At 66.6% G+C, this 17,788-nt stretch carries 15 protein-coding genes and 1 tRNA gene; 10 read left to right on the top strand and 6 right to left on the bottom strand.

The window, feature by feature from the left end; all coding sequences use genetic code 11:
- Positions 1-1,389: DUF4388 domain-containing protein (locus AB1824_10725; GenBank protein MEW5765437.1), on the bottom strand; the 1,389-nt coding region annotated here is incomplete at its 3' end.
- A gap of 72 nt (positions 1,390-1,461) precedes the next feature.
- Here AB1824_10725 and AB1824_10720 point away from each other — a divergent pair.
- Both AB1824_10720 and AB1824_10715 read left to right on the top strand, forming a co-directional pair.
- Positions 1,462-2,547, top strand: coding sequence for a glycosyltransferase family 9 protein (locus AB1824_10720; GenBank protein ID MEW5765436.1), 1,086 nt, complete (start codon positions 1,462-1,464; stop codon positions 2,545-2,547).
- Complete coding sequence (locus AB1824_10715; protein ID MEW5765435.1) at positions 2,544-3,326, top strand: TatD family hydrolase; 783 nt, start codon at positions 2,544-2,546, stop codon at positions 3,324-3,326. Before AB1824_10720 ends, AB1824_10715 begins: the two co-directional genes overlap by 4 nt.
- Before the next feature lie 158 nt (positions 3,327-3,484).
- Here the strand turns inward: AB1824_10715 and AB1824_10710 are convergent, their stop codons facing one another.
- Entirely contained in the window at positions 3,485-3,955 is a 471-nt protein-coding gene (locus tag AB1824_10710) for a universal stress protein (protein ID MEW5765434.1), read from the bottom strand.
- A gap of 95 nt (positions 3,956-4,050) precedes the next feature.
- Between AB1824_10710 and hemE the strand changes: the two genes are divergently transcribed.
- The 8 genes from hemE (at position 4,051) to alaS (ending at position 14,670) form a co-directional block, all read left to right on the top strand.
- Entirely contained in the window at positions 4,051-5,085 is a 1,035-nt protein-coding gene (gene hemE / locus AB1824_10705; GenBank protein MEW5765433.1) for a uroporphyrinogen decarboxylase, read from the top strand.
- A gap of 161 nt (positions 5,086-5,246) precedes the next feature.
- On the top strand, positions 5,247-6,638 hold the full coding sequence (hemN, locus tag AB1824_10700; GenBank protein ID MEW5765432.1) for an oxygen-independent coproporphyrinogen III oxidase: 1,392 nt from the start codon (positions 5,247-5,249) through the stop codon (positions 6,636-6,638).
- Positions 6,639-6,685: 47 nt separating this feature from the next.
- Positions 6,686-7,792, top strand: coding sequence for a ferrochelatase (gene hemH / locus AB1824_10695; protein ID MEW5765431.1), 1,107 nt, complete (start codon positions 6,686-6,688; stop codon positions 7,790-7,792).
- The gene (hemG, locus tag AB1824_10690) at positions 7,789-9,165 is read left to right on the top strand and encodes a protoporphyrinogen oxidase (GenBank protein MEW5765430.1); all 1,377 of its coding nucleotides are present in this window, start codon (positions 7,789-7,791) and stop codon (positions 9,163-9,165) included. The genes hemH and hemG overlap by 4 nt, the downstream gene beginning before the upstream one ends.
- A 110-nt stretch (positions 9,166-9,275) precedes the next feature.
- On the top strand, positions 9,276-10,205 hold the full coding sequence (locus tag AB1824_10685; protein MEW5765429.1) for a branched-chain amino acid transaminase: 930 nt from the start codon (positions 9,276-9,278) through the stop codon (positions 10,203-10,205).
- 130 nt (positions 10,206-10,335) lie between these two features.
- Positions 10,336-11,490, top strand: a complete 1,155-nt coding sequence (locus tag AB1824_10680; GenBank protein MEW5765428.1) for a type IV pilus twitching motility protein PilT — start codon at positions 10,336-10,338, stop codon at positions 11,488-11,490.
- A complete protein-coding gene (locus AB1824_10675; protein MEW5765427.1) occupies positions 11,490-11,960 on the top strand; it encodes a regulatory protein RecX in 471 nt (156 codons plus the stop codon). The genes AB1824_10680 and AB1824_10675 overlap by 1 nt, the downstream gene beginning before the upstream one ends.
- Positions 11,961-12,003: 43 nt before the next feature.
- Positions 12,004-14,670 (top strand): alanine--tRNA ligase, encoded by a 2,667-nt coding sequence (gene alaS / locus AB1824_10670; protein ID MEW5765426.1) that lies wholly within the window; start codon positions 12,004-12,006, stop codon positions 14,668-14,670.
- A gap of 93 nt (positions 14,671-14,763) precedes the next feature.
- On the opposite strand, the gene AB1824_10665 is transcribed toward alaS, so the two are convergent.
- From AB1824_10665 to secG, 4 genes are all read right to left on the bottom strand, one after another.
- On the bottom strand, positions 14,764-15,909 hold the full coding sequence (locus tag AB1824_10665; GenBank protein ID MEW5765425.1) for a hypothetical protein: 1,146 nt from the start codon (positions 15,907-15,909) through the stop codon (positions 14,764-14,766).
- Between the two features lie 69 nt (positions 15,910-15,978).
- Complete coding sequence (locus AB1824_10660; protein MEW5765424.1) at positions 15,979-16,764, bottom strand: RNA methyltransferase; 786 nt, start codon at positions 16,762-16,764, stop codon at positions 15,979-15,981.
- Between the two features lie 497 nt (positions 16,765-17,261).
- A tRNA-Leu gene (locus AB1824_10655) sits at positions 17,262-17,348 on the bottom strand.
- 8 nt (positions 17,349-17,356) lie between these two features.
- A complete protein-coding gene (gene secG / locus AB1824_10650) occupies positions 17,357-17,719 on the bottom strand; it encodes a preprotein translocase subunit SecG (GenBank protein ID MEW5765423.1) in 363 nt (120 codons plus the stop codon).
- Positions 17,720-17,788 lie beyond the last annotated feature (69 nt).

Raw genomic sequence — 17,788 nt, 5'->3', positions numbered from 1 at the left:
CGGAGCGGGTGGGGGAGGGGTCCGAATCGTGGGCGGCGGGGTCGTCCCACCGGGGGCAGGCGGCTCCTGTCGGGCCGTCTCCGGAGGCAAAACGGCGGTTTGGGGGGCCTGAGTCGAGGCGGTTTCCTCGGGGAGCGCCGGCGCAGGAGACACGGGGGGCTCCCCGGAGTCTCCTGCCACCACAACCGGGGCGGGCGCGGCTGGCGCGGGGGTCAAGGGAACGTAATCCGAAGGCCTGAGGAAGAAGTACCAGACGGCGGCCAGGGAGAGGATCGCCACGGCGGAGGCCGCCGCCCCGTACAGGAGCCACCTCTTGAACGGGCGCGTCGCAGGGAGATCGGACGAACCACCGGCATCGCTCGAAGACTCTGACGGGGGAGGGGGGACCGGCTCGTCCTCGGGAAAAAGCGGCTCGAACTTGGGCGGCGCCGTATCGATCCGAATGGGCCGAAAGGGGGGAGCAGGACGGTGAGCCACCGGTCCCGATTCCACCCGGATGGGAGGGGGCAAGGACGGCGAAACGGCGCCGGAGGACGCGTCCTCGGGGGGGGGCGGAGGGGTTGGAACCGCTTCGGGAACGGGAGAGGACGGCGTGGGTCCCGGGACGGGCGGCGCGGAGGGAGCCTGGATGTCGAGGAAATTCAGGTCGAAGCGAGGATCCTCCTCGGTCGCGGCGGCCTCCGGCGCGGCGGACTGGATGTCCAGGAGGCCCAAGCGGGTCAGGCCGATAAGGAGCCTGGAGGCGAAGAAGGGATCCGCCCCGGAGGCTTCGGCGATTTGGCGCGCGTTACGGGAACCGTCCACGGCCTCCAGAACCGTCCGCTCCGCGGCGCTCAGGGGAAGGGAGGGGGCGGCGGTCCGTCCGGCGGCGGTCAGGGAGAGAGGCCTCTCCATTCCACCGAGAGCCTCGACGGCCCACTCGCGGTCCTCCACGGCGAGAGCCGTATCGAGCACGAATCGCGGGGTGGACACGGGCAGCTTGGCGAGATTGGGGGGGAGGACGCCCGGTTTGAAGACCGCGTGGCCCCGGTCCCAATTGGCCGCCGAAACGGCGATCCGTCGCATCTGGTCCACTAGTGCGTCCAGAAGGTCCGAGGAGGCGAGGAAACCGAGCTCCACAAGGGTTCGGCCGATGGTCCGGTTGCCCTTCTTGTCCATGGCCAGCGCCAGCTGGTCGGGCGTGAGCTTCCCCTGTTCGATGAGGATTTCCGTGAACTTGTCCTCGGAGGCGTTGGAGGCGGCAAAGATGAGCTGTCCGTCCTGGGCGTACAGGAACTTGCTGAGCTGGTCCCTCTGGAGCACGAGGGTTCCCGTGTCCTGGTTTTGAACGATCTCGCCGAGGATGGTGAGAAGCTCTCCCTTGCGAAGCTCTCGGGGCTGGGGGGCCATGTCCACCTCCGCCCACGATTATCGGCCTCCCCCTGAAAATGTGTCAAGAAATCCTGTGCTATCCTGCATTCCATGCGGGACTACCGGGGCGCCTCGATCCTGGCCATCCGCCTCTCCTCGATGGGCGACATCGCCCGCCTGCTTCCGGCCCTCGCGGTCCTGGGAAGGGAGGCGGGTCGCGTCGACCTGACTGTGGAGGACCGGTTCATGCCCCTCCTGGAACTCTTCCCCGTGGCTTCAGAGGTCATCGCGTATCCGAGGCGTTCTCCGGGATCGCCGGTCCGCCATCCGGTCCGATGGGGCCGGGCCATGAAGGAGTACCTCCGCACGCTTCAGGAGGGGCGGTATGATCTGGCCCTTGACCTCCACGGCATCCTTCGATCCGCGTTGGTCGGGCGGGCCTCGGGAGCCGAAGCGGTAGCCGGCTACGCAAGAGGGTTCGGCAGGGAACACAGCCATCTTTTGTACGACCACACCCTTCGGCCGGGGCCGGAGGTCCGGATGTCCCGCTATGACCGCTACTCCGGCGCCCTGCGCGCGCTGGGGTTCTCCCAGCCGGCGGCAAGATTCCTCGAGCCTTCCCTTCCCGAGTCGGCCCAGCGCGAGGTGGACGAGTTCCTCGCGAAAAAAAGCCTCACGGAGGGGGCCTTCCTTTTCGCCTTCTTGGGGACGAGCCGCGCTCAGGCCCGAAAGCGGTGGCCTCCCTTCCGGTATCTGGAGCTGGCCCGGGAGGTTTGGGTTCGTCTCGGCCGGCGCACCCTTCTCGGTTGGGGTCCCGAAGAGGCGGACCTCGTCGAATCCCTCCCCCCTCAGGAGGGACTGGACGCGATCCCCGACTGGACCCTGGACCGGCTGGTGGCCGTGATTCGGCGGGCCGGGGCCTTCGTCGGCGCGGACACGGGCGCCATGCACCTCTCGGCCCTGCTGGGCGTGCCTACGGTGGCCGTCCTGGGACCGACGGATCCCGTGGTCAACCGTCCCTTCGGCGACCGGCACCGGGTAATTCACAAGAAGGGGGTCCGCCGGCTCTGTTCGGGGGCGGACTGCGCCCATCGAGAGTGCATGGGCGCCGTCTCCGCCGGGGAGGTGCTCTCGGCCCTGGCGGCCGTGTGGCCCGGGGTGGGCTGCCCGAGTCGGGGCGAGGAGCCGATCCCGTGACCACCGAGGGGCCCTGGACCGACAGCCATTGCCACCTGGCCATGGAGGCCTTCCACGGCGACCGCGCCCAGGTCCTCGAGCGTGCGCGCGCCGCGGGGGTCACCCGCATGGTCATCGTCGGTACGTGTCCGGGCGACTGGCTCGCCTCGGCGGTCCTGGCCCAGGAGGTAGGGGGGAAGGCCACCGCCGGCCTGCATCCGCACGAGGCCTCCCTTTGGGGCCCGGATTCCGCTCTCCTCCTCGGGAAGGCCTTATCGCACCCGAGCATCTGCGCCGTGGGAGAGATCGGACTCGACTATCATTACGATCTTTCGGAGCGCCAGATCCAGCGCCTGGCCTTCTCGGAGCAGGTCCGCCTGGCTCTGGACCGGGGCCTTCCCGTGGTCGTCCACTCCCGGAGCGCCTTCGAGGATACGGTGGGCATACTGCGGGAGGCCGGGAGCGCCCTGCGGGGGGTCGTCCACTGCTACACCTATGGAGTCCAGGAGGCCGAGGCCTTTCTGGCGCTCGGGATGCACCTTTCCTTCTCCGGAATCGCCACCTTCCCCAAGGCCTCGGGGATCCGGGAGGCCCTGAGAACGGTTCCGCCCGAACGGCTTCTCCTGGAGACCGATGCGCCGTACCTCGCCCCCCCGCCGTTCCGCGGGAAGCGGTGCGAACCCGCGCACGTGGCCGTCGTGGGGGGCCACTTGGCGCGGTTCCTGGGGATGGACCCTCTGGACCTGGCCCGGACCACCACCCGGAACGCCCTGGGACTGTTCAGCCTGGATCGGCCCTGAAGGATGGGGAGCCGAAGCCGCCCCGATCAAGGCGGAAGGCCGTGCCCAAAAAGACGGACGGCCGGAATGGGGGGGCTTCCGGCCGTCCAGGGAAACTCGGCGTGTGTCTTGGAGAGAGCCGCCGAGTAGCCCTAATATAGCACCTTCGAAGAGAAAAATCACCCCTCCCGGGAGAAATCCGCGGCCGTCTGGGCCCGAACCGTGAGAACCGGGCAGGGCGCCTTCCTCAGGACCCTCTCGGCCGTTGAGCCCAGGAGAACGTGGGCCATGCCCGTGTACCCGTGGGTGCCCATGACGATGAGGTCGGCCTTCTCCTCCGCCGCGACCCGGACGATCTCCTGGGACGCCCTCCCGTGCTCCACCCGGCTCCCCAGTTTGTCAGAGGGGATGTCCAACCCGCTGACGATTTCGGCCAGGGACTGCCGGGACCGCTCCACGAGGCGGTCCTCCACATCCCCCGAGGTCATCGGTCCGAAGGTGAAATCCGAGGGCGCGACGATGGGCTCCACGACGTACACGAGGACCAGCCTCGCGTCCACCATTTTCCGCAGGGACCGTGCGAGGCGAAGGGCGGCCAAGGAGACCTCGGAGAAGTCGATGGGACACAAGATCGTCTCCCACTTCACCATGGCATCCTCCCTTTTTATTTAAAATGTAATACACTCCGGGCGTCGATGCCAGCGGAGGCCCGGTTCCCGGTCCCGTCTGGCCGAAAGGAGCCGAGGTGATCGAATCCCGGTTTCTCTTAGCCCTGAGGCGCCGGAAGGTGGATGCGACGCCGGTCTGGATCATGCGCCAGGCGGGGCGCTACCTGCCCGAATACCGGGCCACGCGGGAGAAGGCCGGGGATTTCCTTGCCCTCTGCAAGACCCCTGATCTCGCGGCGGAAGTCACCCTGCAGCCCGTTCGCATCCTGGGAGTGGACGCGGCCATCCTGTTTTCGGACATCCTCATCCCCGTGGAAGCCATGGGGGTGCCGCTCTCCTTCGCCGAGGGGGAAGGGCCCCGCCTGGATCCCGTGAGGGGCCGCGGCGACCTCTCCCGCCTGCACGTCCCGGATCCCGAAGGCGAGACGGGGTTCGTCATGGAAACGGTGAGGATCCTTCGAAGGGAACTTCCCGAGGGCGTGCCGCTCATCGGGTTCTCCGGCGCGCCCTTCACGCTGGCCTCCTATCTCGTGGAAGGGGGGACGAGCCGCGCCTTCCGTCACGTGCTGGGATGGATGTACGAGGACCCGAGGGGCTTCCAGGAGCTCCTGGACCTTCTGGCGGAGACGGTCATCGCCTACCTCCGGGCACAGGTGGCCGCGGGGGCGCAGGCCCTCCAGCTCTTCGACACGTGGGCGGGCGTCCTGTCCCGGAGGCTATACAGGGAAATCGCCTTTCCCTCCACGGTCCGCATCGTGAAGGCTCTCGCTCCAGGGGGCGTACCGATTCTTCTGTACGTGAACGGGTGCGCCCCCTTTCTGGAAGAGATGGCGGCCACAGGCGTTGATGGGGTGTCGGTGGATTGGCGGGTCTCCCTGGCGGAGGCTTCGGAGCGAACTCGAGGCGCCGTGGCCCTCCAGGGCAACCTGGACCCCCTGGCCTTGTTCGGGACGAGGGCCACGGTGGAGCGGGAGGCCGCCCGGGTTCTCGGTGAAGCCCCCGGGGTCGGCCACGTGTTCAACCTGGGCCACGGGATCCTTCCCGAGACACCCGTGGAGAACGTCAAGGCCCTCGTTGAAGCGGTTCACCGTCTGGGAAGGAAAGAGCCCTGAAGGATAGAAGAGGCGCCGGATCGGAGGGAAAGACTGTCGGGGCAGAGGCGAGGGAGGCGCGTGGCGGTTCTCCTCCCGGGGCCCCGTCATCGGGTGAGGGTTCCGGTCGGCTCGACCGTCCTGGCCCGCCCCCCCCACACGGCTCCACCGAGGCGGAATCCATGACCCAACGCTGGGATCCACCGGTCTTCGACCGCGAACTCATCCTGAAATACGACCGGCCCGGTCCGAGGTACACGTCGTATCCGACGGCCCCATATTTCCACGAGGGCTTCGACGCGGAGGCATACGAACGCGAGGTGGCCAGGACCAACGCGGACCCGTCGCCTCCGGATCTGTCGCTGTACGTCCACCTCCCCTTCTGCAAGTCCGTCTGTTATTTCTGCGGGTGCAACGTCACCTACACCAAGGACCGCGGGCTGGGCTCCGCCTACGTGGACCACCTCGTGCGGGAGCTGGATGCCCTGGCGCGGCTCATGAGGCCCGGGCGAAAGGTGGTCCAGATCCACTGGGGCGGGGGGACCCCGACCTTCATCCCCGCGCCCGTCCTGGGCAGGCTGTGGGAAGCCATACGCTCCCGGTTTGAGATCGCCCCGGGCGCGGAGATCGGAGTGGAAATCGATCCGAGAGAGGTCACCGAAGACCACCTCGGACTATTCGCGGAGTCGGGTTTCAATCGTATCTCTTTGGGAATACAGGACTTCGACTCGAAAGTCCAGAAGGCGGTTCACCGGATCCAACCCGAGGACCTCACGCGCCGCGTGATCGCCCGATGCCGGGAGCTCGGTTTCGAATCGATCAACGTGGACCTCATCTACGGTCTTCCGTACCAGACGGCGGAGACCTTCCGGGATACGGTGGACAAGGTGGCCGCCATCGGGCCGGACCGGATCGCCGTTTTCAATTTCGCTTACCTGCCGGACCTCATCGGCCACCAGCGGGCCATCCCCCGGGAGGCCATGCCCACCCCCGCCCAGAAGCTGGAAACCCTCGAAATGGTGGTGGAGTCCTTCGTCCGTTCCGGTTACGTCTTCGTCGGAATGGACCATTTCGCACGGCCCGGGGACGAACTCGTCAAGGCCCTCAAGGACCGGACCCTTTACCGGAATTTCCAGGGGTACACCACGAAGGCAGGGTGCGATCTGTACGGAGTGGGGGTGACCTCCATCGGCCAGGTCGGGCGATGCTACGCGCAGAACGCCAAGGCGCTGGCCGACTACCAGAAGAGGGTGTCGGAAACGGGAATCGCCGTCTTCCGCGGTGTCGAACTCACCGAAGACGACCTCCTGAGGCGGGACGTCATCACCCGGCTCATGTGTCATTTCGTCCTGTTCAAGCGGGAGATCGAGGAGGCCTACGGCCTGTCCTTCGACGAGACCTTCGCCGATGCGCTGGCCGACCTGGAACCCCTCGCGGCCGACGGATTGCTGGATCTTCACGGGGACCGGATCGAGGTCCGACCCCTGGGGCGGCTCCTCGTGCGCAACATCGCCATGGCCTTCGACGCGTACCTGCGCAAGGGTGATCCGAAGCGATTCTCGAGGACCGTCTAGGAGGTCTCTCCAGCCCCGGGCCGGGGATCTGCGAGAAGGTGGGAAGAGTGGAGAGCGAAAAGGAAGCGGTCAAGGACCCCATACCGCCCGAAGAGCCGGGCCTGAGCCTGCCGAAGGGCGGACCTTCGAGAAGGACGGCCACGGCCGTGCTCCTCATGAACTACGGCGGGCCGACGAAGGCCGAGGAGTGCGGGCCGTACCTCCGGAACATATTCATGGATCCGGACCTCATCCCGATCCCCCGGCTCATCCGGCCCCTCGTGGCCTCCTTGGTGGCGAGAAGACGGGCCCCCTCGCTCGCCCGGAACTACCTGTCCATGGGCCAGTTCAGTCCGACGCTCCGGGAGACGGAGGCCCAGGCGCGGGCGCTGGAGGCGGCCCTCGGGGGGGGCTACCGGTGTTTCGTGGGCATGCGCTACTGGCAGCCCTACATCGCGGAGGTGTGCCGGGAGATTTCGGAAGGCGGGTTCCGGCGCATCGTGCTCCTCCCCGTTTATCCCCACGAGTCCGTGACCACCACGGGATCCTCCATCCGCGAGGCTCTTCGGTCTCTCCGGGCGCTCGAGTGGAAGGGCGAAGTCCTCGAGATCCGATCCTTCTGGGAGTCCACCGAGTACCTCGACGCCATGGCGAGGAAGGTCCTGGCCGCTCTCGAAACGGCCCCCGAGCGGACGGAAGTCCTCTTCTCGGCCCACGGTCTGCCCCTCTCGGTGGCGCGGAAGGACCCCTACCCGGGCCAGGTGGCCCGAACGGTCGCCGAAATCTGCGAGCGGGTCGGGATCGCCTGCGGACGCATCGAGATCGAGGGGGTCGCGGAGGGTCCCTACTACGGCCCCGGGGAGGGGCGTTGGCCAGGCGTTCTCGCCTGGCAGAGCAAGGTCGGACCCGCGAAGTGGCTCGGGCCCTCCGTGGAGCACGTCCTGACCGAATGGGCCGGCCGCCAAGTCCCCCATGCGGTGGTAGTCCCCGTGGCGTTCGTCAACGAGCACAGCGAGACCTTGTACGAACTCGATGTCCTTTACGGGAACCTCGCCCGCCGGCTGGGGCTCGGGTACAGCCGTGTTCCCACCCTGGGAACGGATTCCGGCCTGATCTCCGCGCTGGCGCGTTCCGTCCAGGGGGCGGCGGGCTCCGCCGGGGAGGGCCGGCCATGAGCGGCGCCGCTCCGGACCGGGTGGACGCGGCGGTTCTCGGCGGCGGAATCAGCGGGCTCACGGCGGGATTCTTGCTGAAAGAACGGGGGTGGAGCCTCGCTCTCCTCGAAGCGGCGGGCCGTCCCGGCGGATGCATCACGACCTGGCGGAGGGATGGTTTCCTCTTCGAACTCGGCCCCAACACGGTCCTCAACAACGCCCTTGAAATCGACGCCCTGTGCGAGAAGGCGGGCCTCCTCCCGGAGAGGATCACGGCGGAGGGGGCCGCGAAGCGACGATACGTGGTCAAGGGGGGCCGCCTGATCCCTCTCCCCGGCGGGCCCATCGGTTTTCTGGCCACTCCTCTCTTTTCGGCGAGCGCCAAGCTGCGCCTCTTGAAGGAGCCCTTTGTCTCCCGGCCCCCCGAGGACCGCGAGGAGTCCATCGCTCAGTTCGTGCGGCGCCGGCTAGGCCCGGAGCTTCTGGACTACGCCGTGTCCCCCTTCGTGTCCGGCGTGTACGCGGGAGACCCGGAGCGCCTCTCGGTGCGCCATGCCGTGGCCAAGATCTACGCCCTGGAACGTGACCACGGGAGTCTGATCCGGGGCGCCCTGGCCAAAAGGAAAGGGCCGGCGCCCGCGGGAGGGCTCTTCTCCTTCCGCGATGGATTGGCCTTTCTCCCGGAGCGTCTCGCCGGGTGCCTCAGCGGGGGCTATCGGGCCCGCACGGCGGTCCGCGGTGTCCGCCGGGCGGAGGGGGGCTTTGAAGTGGACTTTGAGGGGCCCGGGGGCCAGACCGGGCGCCTGCTGGCCCGAACCGTCGTATCCGCCCTGCCGGCCCGGGCGGCGGCGGCGGCCCTGGCCCCCCTCGGCGGGGAATTCCCGAGAACGATCGGCGACCTGCCCTACGCGGACGTGGCGCTGGTATGCCTCGGATTCCGCCGGGAGGACGTGGGGCACCCCCTGGACGGCTTCGGCTTTCTGGCTCCGGAGGTGGAGGGCCGCTTCGTCTTGGGCTGCCTCTTCCCCTCGTCCCTCTTCCCGGGGCGGGCCCCCGAAGGCCACGTGGCCCTCTCGGTCTTCGTCGGGGGAGCGGTCCACCCGGACCGGGCGGCCATCCCCGAACCGGACCTCGTGCGGCAGGTCCTCTACGACTTGAAACCCCTGCTGGACCTGCGAGGGGAACCCGTCCTGAGCCGCGTGGAGTCCTGGCGCCCCGCCATTCCCCAGTACAACCTCGGCCACGGGGCCTTCCAACGCGCCGCCGAGGCTCTCGAGGCCGCCCACCCGGGGCTCTTCACCTCGGGGAACCTCCTCCACGGCGTCTCCGTCGGCAACTGCATCCAGAACGCCACGGCCGTCGCGGAACGGGTCCAGGACTTTCTCGGGAATTGACTCCGCTCCTGGGCCATCTAACCCAATCCGCGGCCGGGGATGGGGCCCTGGAAGATTGACCCTGTCTGGGTCCGGCGTCTATACTATCTCCTTGCTCGTAAGGGGGTTTCATGCCTGTGAAGAATACCGATTGGATCTGGATGAACGGCAAGTTCGTCCCCTGGAACGAGGCTCACATCCACGTTCTTTCCCACGTGATCCACTACGGTTCCAGCGTGTTCGAGGGGATCCGCTGCTACGAGACGCCCAAAGGCCCCAGGGTTCTGCGGCTGAAGGATCACATCCAGCGTCTGTATCACTCGGCCAAGGTCTACCGGATGGAGATTCCGTACAGCCTCGAGGAGTACTGCGAGGTGTGTCTGGAGGTGATCCGCCGGAACGGCATGCAGAAGTGCTACATTCGGCCCGTGGTCTTCCGGGGGTACGGCGACGTGGGAGTGAATCCGCTCCCGTGCCCCGTGGACACGGCGGTGGCCGTCTGGGATTGGGGAGCCTACCTGGGGCCCGAGGCCCTGGCCAAAGGGGTGGACGTGTGCGTCTCCACGTGGAACCGGCCCTCCCCCAACTCCCTTCCCGCCATGGCCAAGTGCGCCGCCAACTACATGAACGGCCAGCTCATCAAGATGGAGGCCATTCTGTCCGGCTTCGCCGAAGGCATCGCCCTGGACGTGAACGGATACGTTTCCGAAGGGTCGGGCGAGAACATCTTCCTGGTTCGCAACAGCACGGTCTACACCCCATCCCTCGGTCACGCGGTCCTTCCCGGCATCACTCGCGACGGCGTGCTCACCATCCTCGCCAAGGAAATGAAGATGGAGGTGCGCCACCAGGCCGTCCCGCGCGAGATGCTCTACCTCGCCGACGAGATCTTCTTCACGGGAACGGCGGCGGAAATCACGCCCATCGCCTCCGTGGACCGGATCCCCGTCGGGAAAGGCCAGAGGGGTCCGATCACCGAGGCCGTCCAAAAGAGGTACCTTGAAATCGTCCAGGGCAAGGCGGAAGATATCTACGGTTGGCTGACGCCGGTATACAAGTGACCTTCGGCGGCACGCGCCGCCGGGTGGCAGGGATGGCGCTTGGGGGAGGCTTTGGTCCCCCGGGGTGCGGTGCATTCGGGTAACTGCGCCCAGGCGTCGGGAGTCTGCCCGTTCCAGTGAGGAGTCGTCCATGCATATCAACGACTTCCTGAAGATGGCCATCGACCACGGGGCCAGCGACCTTCACCTCAAGGTCGGGTCCCACCCGGTCATCCGTGTGCACGGCCACCTGACGCCCATGGTGGACCAGAAGCGCCTGATGCAGGAAGACACGATCGCCATGGCCTTCTCCATCATGGACGCCAAGCAGAAGGAGAAGTTCAAGGCCAACCTCGAGCTGGACATCGCCTACTCCGTTCCCGGGCTGGGGCGGTTCCGCGTGAACATCTTCCAGCAGCGCGGGACGGTGGGCATCGTCTGCCGCGTCATCCCCATCGGCATCAAGACCATCCGGGAACTCATGCTCCCGCCCATCCTCGAGAAGATCGCCGCCGAGCAGCGCGGCCTCGTCCTCTGCACGGGGACCACCGGTTCGGGCAAGTCCACTACCCTGGCCGCCATGCTCGACCAGATCAACGCGAGCCGCACCGAGCACATCATCACGGTGGAAGACCCCATCGAATTCCTCCACCGCGACAAAAAATCCATCGTGAACCAGCGCGAGGTGGGCGTGGACACCCGGTCCTTCGCTTCGGCCCTGAGGGCCGCCCTGCGCGAGGACCCGGACGTGATCCTGGTGGGCGAAATGCGGGACTACGAAACCATCGAGACGGCCATCCTCGCCGCCGAGACGGGTCACCTGGTCTTCTCGACTCTGCACACCCTGGACGCCACGGAGACGGTCAACCGGATCATCTCGGTCTTCCCCCCCCACCAGCAGAAGCAAATTCGGCTCCAGCTCGCGGCCATCCTCAAGGCGGTCATTTCCCTCCGCCTGCTCCCGAAGTCCGACGGGAAGGGCCGGGTCCCCGCGGCGGAAGTCATGATCTGCACTTCCACCATCCGCGACTGCATCGAGAACAAGGAGAAGACCAAGCTCATCCGGGACTACATCGAACAGGGCTACAGCCAGTACGGCATGCAGACCTTCGACCAATCCCTGTTCTTCCTGTACAAGCAGGGCCAGATCACCCTGGAGGAGGCCCTGAGGCGCGCCACCAACCCCGACGAATTCAAACTCAAGATCCAAGGAATCCAGTCCACCTCCGACATCGCGAAGGAACAGATGGAAGGCGTGGCCGCCCCGGGCTCCTCGGACCTTCCGCCCGCCTTCACGAAGTACTGATGTCCAAGGGGGCCAAGGGAACCGATGGGGCGGAGGGCGCGGCCCTCCGCCTCCTGGCGCTGAGGGAGCACTCCCGGGAGGAGATCCGGGCCAAGTTGGCGCGCAGGGGCTTCCCCGGCGAGGAGGTCGAGCGCGCCCTGGACCGCCTGGAACAGGCCGGCCACCTCAGTGACGCGCGGTTCGCGGAGGCTTTGGCGCGCAGCGAACTGGCCCGCGGCAGGGGGGCCGTCGCCATCCGAGCCAAACTGAAGCGGGCCGGTGCCGCGACGCAGGTACCCGAGATTTCCACCGGAGAGGAAGAGAGATCATTGAGGGGGCTTCTGGAGCGCCGGGGGGTCCGCGCCGCCGATTTGACAGAGGGCAAGGAACGCGCCAGAATCTGGCGTTTCCTGAGGGGGCGGGGGTTTTCGGCCTCGGCCATCGCCAAGGTTCTGGGTTCCCGCGCCCAGGAAGAGGGAGAAACCGAATAAGGGAGGGGTCTGAGGATCCCCCGATCATCCCAGCGAGGCATCCATGACAGGAAACGAGATCCGATCGGCGTTCCTCCGGTTCTTCGAGGAAAGGGGCCACCGCGTCGTGCGCTCCTCCTCGCTCATCCCGGCGGGAGATCCAACACTCCTGTTCTCCAACGCGGGGATGAACCAGTTCAAGGACGTCTTCCTGGGCAAGGAAAAGCGCGAGTACACCCGCGCGACGTCCAGCCAGAAGTGCGTGAGGGCCGGAGGGAAGCACAACGACCTCGAGAACGTGGGGCGCACCGCCCGCCACCACACCTTCTTCGAAATGCTGGGGAATTTCTCCTTCGGGGACTACTTCAAGCAAGACGCCATCGCGTTCGCCTGGGAGTTCCTGACAGAGGTCTGCAACCTCCCGGCGGAGCGCATGGTGGCCACCATTTTCAAGGGTGAGGGCGGGGTGCCGCGGGACGAGGAGGCATACCGTTTTTGGATGCGCCACGTCCGGGAGGACCGGATCTTCGAGTTGGGGATGCACGACAATTTCTGGGCCATGGGGGACACGGGCCCCTGCGGCCCCTGCTCGGAGGTTCACTTCCACCAGGGGGACCACCTTCCCTGTCCCGAGGAGGCCGCGGGGCGCTCCTGCCTGGGGGTGGCCTGCGAATGCGACCGTTGGCTCGAGATCTGGAACCTGGTTTTCATGCAGTACGACCGCGACGAAAAGGGCGCATTGAATCCCCTCCCGGCGCCTTGCGTGGACACGGGGATGGGACTGGAGCGTCTGGCCGCGGTCATGCAGGGGAAGTCCTCCAACTACGAGACGGACCTCCTCCGGCCCCTTATCGACGCGGCGGCCGCTCTGGGGGGGGTTGCCTACGGCAGGGCCGAATCCTCGGACGTTTCTCTCCGCGTGATCTCGGATCACGTGCGCGCGGCCACGTTCCTGGTGGCGGACGGCGTGATCCCCTCCAACGAGGGGCGCGGATACGTCCTCAGGAAGATCGTCCGAAGAGCCGCGCGCCATGGGAAGCTCCTGGGCATCGAGCGGCCCTTCTTGAAGGACCTCGTGGGCAACGTGTGCGAGATGATGGGCGGAGCCTATCCGGAAATCGTGGAGAACCGGAAGACCGTCGAGACGGTCCTCCTCATCGAGGAGGAGTCTTTCATCAGCACCCTGAACGTGGGCCTCAAGAAGCTCCTTGACGTGGTCGCGGGCCTCACGCCGCCCAACAACCGGGAAATACCGGGAGACGCCCTCTTCAAGCTGTACGACACCTTCGGATTCCCGCTGGACCTGGCCGAAGACATCGCCAGGGAGCAGGGACTGGTGCTGGACCTGCCCGGATTCGAGCGGGCCATGGAAAGACAGCGCGAGCTCGCTCGGCAGTCCTGGAAAGGGGAGATGGACACCAAGGCGGGCCGGGAGCTTGCGGCCCTGGGCGTTACCTGCCAGTTCCTCGGGTACGCGACCCTGGCGGTGGACGGGGCCCGCTGCTCCCTCCTTCTGAAGGAGGGAAAGCCGGTGGAATCGGCCGTCGCCGGAGAAACCGTCCAGGTCGCCTTCGACCGGACCCCGTTTTACGCCGAATCGGGCGGACAGGTGGGCGATGTGGGCCACATCTACGCCGAGGAGGGCGTCCTGAAGGTCCTCGACACCCAAAGGCCGGTGCCCGGCCTCATCCTCTGTCTGGCTCGCGTTCAGACGGGCCGCCTGAGGCTGGGGGATTCGGCTCGGCTGGAGGTGGACGAGGCCGCCCGCGCCGCCACCATGGCCCACCATACGGCCACCCACCTTCTCCATGCGGCGCTGAGAGAGACCCTCGGTCCCCACGTCAAACAGGCGGGGAGCCTCGTGGCGCCCACGCACCTCCGGTTTGACTTCCACCATTTCGCCGCCGTGGACAAGACGGTCCTGGCCGGCATCGAGAGCCGGATCAACCTCGAAATCCTCCAGAACAGGCCGGTCTCGACGCAGGTGATGCCCCTGGAGGAGGCGGTGGCCTCGGGCGCCATGGCGCTCTTCGGGGAGAAATACGAGGAGGAAGTGCGCGTGGTGTCCGTGCCGGGCTTTTCCAAAGAGCTTTGCGGAGGCACCCACGTGGAGGCGACGGGGCGGATCGGCCTGTTCAAGATCATTTCCGAGCACTCCGCCTCGGCGGGAGTGCGGCGCATCGAGGCGGTGGCCCACATGCCCGCCTACCGTTTCCTGAAGGAGGAGGAGGACCTTCTTCACGCCGCCAGCGCGCACTTGAACGTGCCCCCGGAAAGGCTGCCCGCCACGGTGGAGAATCTATTGCAGGAAAGCCGGAGGCTCGAGAAGGACCTCTCCCGGTTGCGCTTGCAGGTGGCCTCGGGGGCCGCTCCCGAGGAGGAGATCAAGGAGGTCGGAGGGTTGCGCCTTCTCGTGAGGCGCGTGGAGGGTCTTTCGCCTTCCGAGATCAAGAACCTCGCGGACACATTGAGGGACAAGATCCAGTCGGGAGTCGTCGTCATCGGGAATCGGTTGGAGGACAAGGCGAGCCTCACCGTGGCTCTCACGAAGGATGCCGTGGAGCGCCTCAAGGCCGTGGATCTGGCGCGGCCGCTCGGGAAGATCATCGGCGGGGGCGGGGGCGGAAAGCCGGACCTGGCGGAAGCAGGTGGGAAACTCGTGGACAAGCTGGACGAGGCCTTGAAATCCGCCCGGGACAAACTGGAGGAGGCCCTGAAGGGCAAGCCCTGAGGCGCCGAAAAGGACGACCGCGCACCAACGAAGGGGCCGCCCGGCGGGGCGGCCCCTTTCGGTTGGAGTTCCGGGGACGAATCCCCGGGTCGCTCAGTTCACGACGATGACCATGGTCCTTTCCGCGCGGAACTTGTTCACGTTGAGGATCTTGACCTGGCCCTCGGCGCCGTCGGAAAGGACGGCGGCGATGTAGTCCACTCCCGGCTTGTAGGAGACCTCAGGCGCCACCTTGATGCTCTTGATGAGGGCGACGCCGGCTTCCTGGGCGGTGAACTTCACCGTGTCGCCGGACCGGAGGTCCAGGTGGCTCGGGAAAGAGGCCTCATCGAAGTTGGTGATGCGCGCCCGCGTGAAGACGCCGTCCTGAATCAGCCCCTGGGACACGAGCGCCTTTCGGTCTCCGATGCGGTAGAAGACCGAATTGAGGCGGGCCCTGAGGTCCTCGGAGAGGTCGTTGAGCTCCTGCATCTTCTTCAGGAGGTCCTCGCGCTCGGCCTGGAGCATGGCCACGTCCTGGTTGAGCTGGTCGCGCTTCTTCTCGAGGTCGGAAACCTGCTCGAGGAGAGTCGTCTTTTCCTTGGCCAGGTTGTCCCTCTGGGAAACGGCCGTGTCGCGGGCCGTCACGAGCTCCTGCTTGGCGCGTTGGATGACCCGGTAGGGGCTGACGGAGGCCTCGCCCTGAGTCACGAAGGTCCCGTACACGCCATTGTCATAGAAGTTCCAGACCTTGAAGCCTGGAACGAGTTCGTCCATGAGGTTGACCTGCTCCACGAGCTTCTTGGCCGCGGCGGCGTCCAACCCTTTTTCCTTGGTCAGGTAGTTCATGGCCAATTCGTAGTGGCGATCGCCTCTCTGGACGAGGACGGCGGCGGGCAGCTTCTTTTCGAGTTCCTGGACCTGGACCTTGAGGTCCTCCACATCCTTCTGCTTGGCGAGGATGTCGTTGATCAGGTCGCGGTACCCGATGCCCTGTTCCTGCTTGAGCTTCTGTTCGAGAACGGCCTTCTGCTCCGGGGTGAGGGTCTGGCCCACCACCGAGCCGATGTCCTGCCCGCCCTCCTGGACGTACTGGCGGAGGAGCTGATTCACCTTCTCCTGCTTGACGTCGATCTCCTGCTCCAGTTTGGCGATCTTGTTCGCCGTCGCCATCTGGCTGGTGACTTCCTTGGACTCTCTCTTGCACGCCAGGCTCACGGCCAGGGCCGCGGCGAGCGCCCACACGATCATACGTTTCATGGTCTTACCTCCGGTTATCTGCATGAACCAAATCGTAACACACTTGTTCCGAGGCGTGTGTGATGCCCGTCACAACGAGCCGGAGCCGGCCTCCGCAAAATGGCACATGAGCACCGTCCCCGCCGCGGCGACGTTGAGAGAATCCCACCCGGCCGTCATGGGGATGGCCACCCGGCGGGCGCAGTGCTCGAGGAGCTGGGGCGACAGTCCCCTCCCTTCGTTCCCGAGCACAAGGGCGAAGGGGCCCAGTGGGCGGGACATGCGCTGCAAGGGCTCCCCTCGGGCGTTGGCCGCAAGGAGCACCAAGCCCTGCGCGCGGGCCCACCCGATGAATTCCTCGCACGCGAGGACCCAAATGGGAATGTGGAAGGCCGCGCCGGCGCTCCGGAAGAGGGCCGTTCCCCGAAACGGATCGCAGGTGCCCCGGCCGGCGAAGACTCCGGCGAATCCGAAGGCCCTGGCCGAGCGGATGAGAATGCCCGTATTGACCGGGTCCTGAACGGCGTCGAGGTAAAGAAACCGGAGGTCGGGCTTCGCATCGGGGAGAGGCCGAGATCGGCGGAGTCCGATGGCCAGGATCCCCTCGCTCGTAGCCTGCGTCGTCAGCTTTCCGACCACCCTGGGGGTCGCCGCATGGACCTTTCCTTCGGAAACGAGGGTGTGGAGTCTGCCTTCCCACTCGGACCAAAGGTCCTCCCTGAGAAGGACGGTCTCAAGGGGCCAGCGGGCGGCGAGGGCCTCCACCAAGAGGTGCCTGCCCTCGATGAGGAATGCCGCCCTGTCGCGTCCCGAAGCCGCCTGACGCAACCTCTTGCAGAGGGGGTTCTGAAGAGACGTGATGACCTCGGGGCGCATGGCCCTATCCTACAAAAACGGAAGGCCGATGGGAAGGGCGGAGCCGCCCTCGCCACGCATCCTTACCCTCGAAACCCTGGGCGGGGCCCCTTAGGATTGGGCCTTGGGCAAGGAAGGCAAGGCGACCGCACCGGAGGCGTACTCGATGTACGTTGAGGATGCGGGCGCCGCAGTCTGACGCCGCCCAAGGTCCGGGACTTGCGGCCTTGTTATAAACAGAGGGGGAGGGGAGCATCGTGGGTCTGGAGAAAGCGGAACGGGACGCCCGAAGGGCGTAGGGAGGCCTTGGACCCGAGCGCGGACGCGCTTGCGCGGAAGTGTCAGGCTCAGGCCTCCCGTGCCGCGCCAACGGCGCGGCGCCCGTCCCGCTTAGCCTCGAAGACACCAAGATCATCTATTCTCAACGGGCGTGGGAAACCCAAATCCTTCGCGTCCCCCGTCTGGGGGGTGTAGAAAAACGAAAGCGGGCGCTTGGGGCGCCCGCCGGTGGAATCGTATGGTGCCGAAGGGGGGACTCGAACCCCCACACCCTGTCGGGTACCACCCCCTCAAGATGGCGTGTCTGCCAATTCCACCACTTCGGCACGTGCGGTCACTTTGAACCTCCGGCTGGAGGAGCAGGCTGGGGCGCGGGCTGGGCCGGAGGCGCCGCCGGCGGTTGGGTCGCGGCGGCGGGCTTGCTGGTCGCTGCGGCCGGAAGATTCCTTTCGAGAATGCTCTTCTGACGCCAGTTGGTGGCGATGACCAGGACGATGGAGAGCACCATGAAGAGAATGGCCAGGCCGGCGGTCAGTTTGTGCATGAAGGTAGCCGAGCCCCGGGCGCCGAAAGCCGTCTGGGAACTCGCGCCCCCGAACGCCGCCGCAAGATCACCGCCCTCGCCGGGCTGGAGCAGAATGATGCCCACCAGGAGCAGGCAATCCAGGATGTAGAGAATCCAGAGGACCGTGATCATTCAACCTCCTCGGCGCCCCTTCCAGGGGCTTGAAAATACTACCCCAAGAGGGCCTCCCGGTCAAGGGCC

This window comes from Acidobacteriota bacterium (assembly GCA_040752915.1).
Classification (GTDB): domain Bacteria; phylum Acidobacteriota; class UBA4820; order UBA4820; family DSQY01; genus JBFLVU01.
This window is presented reverse-complemented; position numbering and strand designations above follow the sequence as displayed.

Coding starts and splice junctions, on each gene's coding strand:
- AB1824_10720 (MEW5765436.1), top strand. CDS start 1,462: ATGCGGGACTACCGGGGCGCCTCGATCCTGGCCATCCGCCTCTCCTCG.
- AB1824_10675 (MEW5765427.1), top strand. CDS start 11,490: ATGTCCAAGGGGGCCAAGGGAACCGATGGGGCGGAGGGCGCGGCCCTC.
- AB1824_10685 (MEW5765429.1), top strand. CDS start 9,276: ATGCCTGTGAAGAATACCGATTGGATCTGGATGAACGGCAAGTTCGTC.
- hemG (MEW5765430.1), top strand. CDS start 7,789: ATGAGCGGCGCCGCTCCGGACCGGGTGGACGCGGCGGTTCTCGGCGGC.
- AB1824_10665 (MEW5765425.1), bottom strand. CDS start 15,909: ATGAAACGTATGATCGTGTGGGCGCTCGCCGCGGCCCTGGCCGTGAGC.
- alaS (MEW5765426.1), top strand. CDS start 12,004: ATGACAGGAAACGAGATCCGATCGGCGTTCCTCCGGTTCTTCGAGGAA.
- secG (MEW5765423.1), bottom strand. CDS start 17,719: ATGATCACGGTCCTCTGGATTCTCTACATCCTGGATTGCCTGCTCCTG.
- AB1824_10710 (MEW5765434.1), bottom strand. CDS start 3,955: ATGGTGAAGTGGGAGACGATCTTGTGTCCCATCGACTTCTCCGAGGTC.
- hemN (MEW5765432.1), top strand. CDS start 5,247: ATGACCCAACGCTGGGATCCACCGGTCTTCGACCGCGAACTCATCCTG.
- AB1824_10660 (MEW5765424.1), bottom strand. CDS start 16,764: ATGCGCCCCGAGGTCATCACGTCTCTTCAGAACCCCCTCTGCAAGAGG.
- AB1824_10680 (MEW5765428.1), top strand. CDS start 10,336: ATGCATATCAACGACTTCCTGAAGATGGCCATCGACCACGGGGCCAGC.